Raw genomic sequence first — 4041 nt, 5'->3', positions numbered from 1 at the left:
TCGAAATACTTCACTAAAAACATGAGCCATATTCATCGTTGTTTTTAAAGAACTATACGATCCACTCGTACTCCCTTTGGTCAACACTGCCACAGTAGCTGTTGCTTTGTAGTTGGGAACATACGTTATCCGATAATATCCCGCTATCAAAAAATAAGTTGCCAACATTGTCAAAACAACTATCCAGCTATTTTTTAATAAATCTACAACTATACTTCTTAAATCTAGATCATTAATTTGAAATTCCATCATCTCACTCCTAATCATTTACAATTACTGTTAAATAAGTAAGTCCCCGTTTACCATCTACATTAATAGCATATTTAACTTCATATACACCGGCTTTACTAGTATCTACATTACTTTGATAATCAACTAATCTAGTAGATACCTGATTACCGTTACTATCAAAAACCTGATTTAAATATGTATTGGGATTAAAACTATCCCCTTGATTTAAATAGACTAGATAACTATTTAACTGAATATCAATACTAAGTCTATCACTTTCAACGACATGAACTGGTAAAGTAAGATTAACAAGATCACCAAAACTGTTAGTTAAAGATACATCAATGCTATAATCACCAGGTACTTGATAATTAACATTACTATTATCCAAGATTATTGAAGTCGTTATATCACCATCAAGCAGATCGTTTCCATTAAGACTTGATAAAACATCACTATTTGAATTAGCTGAAAATAATAGTGGCTTACTTAAATTTATTTGTGGTGATCTATAATCATTAAAAATAACTGTTCGTTTAAATGTAGTCGAATGATGATCATGATCAAAAACAACATAAGTCACTTCACTAACTCCTAGTGAAGAAAAGTGTGATAAATTGGCTACTAAGATATCATCACTTAAATCACCATCCTTTTCATCCCTGGCATGTAATCCTTTAAGTAAATCACTTTCGTTATAATTACAATTAATTTCTAAAACTTCTAAATCACTAGTAATCACTGGATAAGTATCATCTTGATTGTTTCTTGCTTTAACAAGTGAAAATCCGTATAATCCAATACTTGTAAGCAATAAAAAAATAACTATAATTTTTAAATACTTCATCATAGCCTCCTTTATGACCTTCTTTACCTTTTAAATAAGAATAGAAAAAATTAGTTATCTAAAATTCTATTTATTTTCTATAAATAATTTTATTAAGCATAAAAAAAGATGATTCTATTTAATCACCCAAACTATAACCACTTATTTCTGAATATTTGTTAATCACTATTTATGCAACTGAACACCAGCAAGTTCAGCAAACTTGGTTGTACCTGAAAGAGTCATATCAGACCCATCAAATACTATTTTCAAAGCTGATACATTGCTTATATTAACCTTAAAACTAATCGGCTTATCTCCTGGTTGGATTTTAAAAGAGTCTATTAGCTGTTCATCATTATATATCGATAGACTTCCTTTAGTGTTGAATAACTCTTTTCCAGAATAACCATTTGCTGTTTCTACATAATATAAAACACCCTCTATATATTGATATTGCTTACCTTCTATATTGTATTTATTTTCCCAAGAGCCACCAATTACATCTTTATGTTCCTGCCCTAAATTATCTTTATTCAAATCTTTAGTATAAAAGCCGGCTTTATAGGTACTACTATCACTATAGAATGGTTCTAAAGCAGAAAGAGCTACTGGAGCAAACGAACCATAATACGCAATAGCATCATCAATCTTTTTTGATTCATATAAATCGCTATATGGCTGCAAATAATCAATTGCATTTTTATACCCATCATTTTCAAAAATAGATTTAGCATTGTTTAACAGCTCTTCAACATAATAATTTTGAGCTGTCTTCAATTTATTAGTTATCTCAGCAGTATCTTTTTGTTCATCTGATAACTCATTTATATAATCAATAATTTCTACATAATTTCCTGCAAACTCTAATTTTTCAATCTCTTCGATATGAAAATTAGTTTCTGATCTAATTATTTTATTTCTCAAATTATCTACTTCATCCTTTTTAGAAAAGCCATTTGGTATTTGATCTAGTTTTTTCAAAGCTAAATTAAATTGATTATTTTCCAAATACTTTTTAGCATCCTTTAGCAGTTCATTTCCTTCTTTTTCTACTCTATTTTGACATGCAATCCCATATTCATTACAAAATTCAACCTTTATTTGTTCACGATTATAATAGAGCCATACTAATCCAAAAATTATCGTAATAACTATGATAATCTTTTTTCTGCTTTTTTTATAAGTATATAACCCGATAATTATGCTAATAACTGAAAAAAATATTGTTAATATCGTTATCATACCATCTTCCACCTCCCAAATATAAATATTCTAAATTGTCATCTAAACATAGTACCCAATCACTGTTCCTCAATATCACATTATTTTGATAGCAAAAAATGAGCTTTTTACGCTCATTTTTATTAATCAACAATTTTTAATTCTCGATACAAAACTATATTCATTGCCAACTATCGTTACATCAAATTGTTGCACGCATAAGCCAAGCCACGAATAATATTCAGCCATGTTAATGACTATATTTCCTACATCTGACATTGATATATAGTCTTTAGAAACATACCCTGAGTATTGGCGATGTAAAAATCCATTGCTACCTAAATATTTACCAATATCTTTCCAACTATTTCGATAATTTTTTGAAGGATAATGTTTTTTAAGAAGCTTTTCATCTAAATCAAAATTAATGGCTTTTCTTGTTTTTGAAAAATTTTTCATTTCTAGTTTTAATTCGATAATATGATTCTAAAGCATCTTCTCGATATTCGATTGTATCTCCCTCATAGCGACAATACCACTTATCGACTATTTTTAAAAACCAGTTTGTTTTAGGTAATTTCCATTGAGCACCCATAATAGTATCAAAATCTTTATCATTACCTTTATAGATACCAGTAGACATCTTTTTTACACCATTTTTGATAAAATATTTATCAATTTTGTCATAACACTCATTAATGTCAATGTTATGTTGTAGTGCCTTTTCTTTGCTTAAGTAAATTTCCATCATCATAGTTAAATCACACCTTTCTATTATATAATATAATACTAAAATTAATTGTTTGATACAATCTTAATTATCCTCCTATTATTATATATACTTTTCAAAAGGTGAATTTTCTTTTAAAGAATAGATTTTTTTACTTTCGCCATACCATTTTATTAACAATTCCTGTATATGACTGAATGATCTTTACTACTTTAATACTTACATTTTCTTCTATATAATCAGGTACCGGTATTCCTAAATCACCAGTTTTGTTCATTTCTACTGCTGTTTCTACAGCCTGGAGCAATGAATATTCATCAATGCCAGCTAAAATAAAACAGCCTTTATCCAATGCTTCCGGTCTTTCGGTACTCGTTCGAATACATACTGCCGGAAATGATTTACCGATGCTTGTAAAATAGGAACTTTCTTCCGGTAAAGTACCACTGTCACTTACTACTACAAATGCATTCATCTGCAAATTATTGTAGTCATGAAATCCTAACGGTTCATGCTGGATCACTCTTGAATCAAGTTTAAAGTTACTTTCTTCTAATCTTTTTTTGCTTCTTGGATGACATGAATATAATATTGGCATATCATATTTTTCAGCCATTTTGTTTACTGCATTAAACAGTGATAAAAAATTTTTTTTGGTGTCGATATTTTCTTCTCGATGGGCACTTAAAAGAATATATCCCTGTTTTTGTAAATGAAGTTTATCTAATATAGCAGATTTTTTAATTTCTTCTAAATTGTTAGATAATACTTCAGCCATAGGTGAACCAGTTACATAAGTTCTTTCTTTTGGTAGTCCACATTCATGTAAATATTTTCTGGCATGTTCACTGTAAGCTAAATTAACATCGCTAATGATATCAACTATTCTTCGATTGGTTTCTTCAGGTAAACATTCATCTTTGCATCTGTTCCCCGCTTCCATATGAAAGATTGGAATATGCAACCTTTTAGCGCTGATAGCACTTAAACAACTGTTAGTATCTCCTAAAATAAGCAAAGCATCAGGTTT

The 4041-nt window shown here is 29.2% G+C and carries 6 protein-coding genes; all 6 read right to left on the bottom strand.

Annotated features, from left to right (window positions below):
* The coding region (locus J7M77_RS07780) for a Wzz/FepE/Etk N-terminal domain-containing protein (protein WP_296877265.1) at positions 1-249 on the bottom strand (249 nt) is incomplete at its 3' end.
* Between the two features lie 10 nt (positions 250-259).
* Positions 260-1078 carry a hypothetical protein gene (locus J7M77_RS07775; protein WP_296877264.1) on the bottom strand — a complete coding sequence of 273 codons (819 nt, stop codon included), beginning with the start codon at positions 1076-1078 and terminating at the stop codon, positions 260-262.
* A 165-nt stretch (positions 1079-1243) separates the two neighbouring features.
* Positions 1244-2302, bottom strand: a complete 1059-nt coding sequence (locus J7M77_RS07770; RefSeq protein WP_296877263.1) for a hypothetical protein — start codon at positions 2300-2302, stop codon at positions 1244-1246.
* Between the two features lie 126 nt (positions 2303-2428).
* Complete coding sequence (gene vapD, locus J7M77_RS07765) at positions 2429-2740, bottom strand: VapD family protein (protein ID WP_296877262.1); 312 nt, start codon at positions 2738-2740, stop codon at positions 2429-2431.
* Positions 2706-3032 carry a hypothetical protein gene (locus J7M77_RS07760; RefSeq protein WP_296877261.1) on the bottom strand — a complete coding sequence of 109 codons (327 nt, stop codon included), beginning with the start codon at positions 3030-3032 and terminating at the stop codon, positions 2706-2708. Before J7M77_RS07760 ends, vapD begins: the two co-directional genes overlap by 35 nt.
* Before the next feature lie 130 nt (positions 3033-3162).
* The coding region (locus J7M77_RS07755; RefSeq protein WP_296877260.1) for a UDP-N-acetylglucosamine 2-epimerase at positions 3163-4041 on the bottom strand (879 nt) is incomplete at its 5' end.

This window comes from Thomasclavelia sp., assembly GCF_017889095.1.
Lineage (GTDB): Bacteria > Bacillota_I > Bacilli_A > Erysipelotrichales > Coprobacillaceae > Thomasclavelia.
This window is presented reverse-complemented; position numbering and strand designations above follow the sequence as displayed.

Excerpts from the sequence above, each read along its gene's own strand:
- J7M77_RS07760 (WP_296877261.1), bottom strand. The coding sequence starts at position 3,032 with ATGATGGAAATTTACTTAAGCAAAGAAAAGGCACTACAACATAACATT.
- vapD (WP_296877262.1), bottom strand. The coding sequence starts at position 2,740 with ATGAAAAATTTTTCAAAAACAAGAAAAGCCATTAATTTTGATTTAGAT.
- J7M77_RS07775 (WP_296877264.1), bottom strand. The coding sequence starts at position 1,078 with ATGAAGTATTTAAAAATTATAGTTATTTTTTTATTGCTTACAAGTATT.
- J7M77_RS07770 (WP_296877263.1), bottom strand. The coding sequence starts at position 2,302 with ATGATAACGATATTAACAATATTTTTTTCAGTTATTAGCATAATTATC.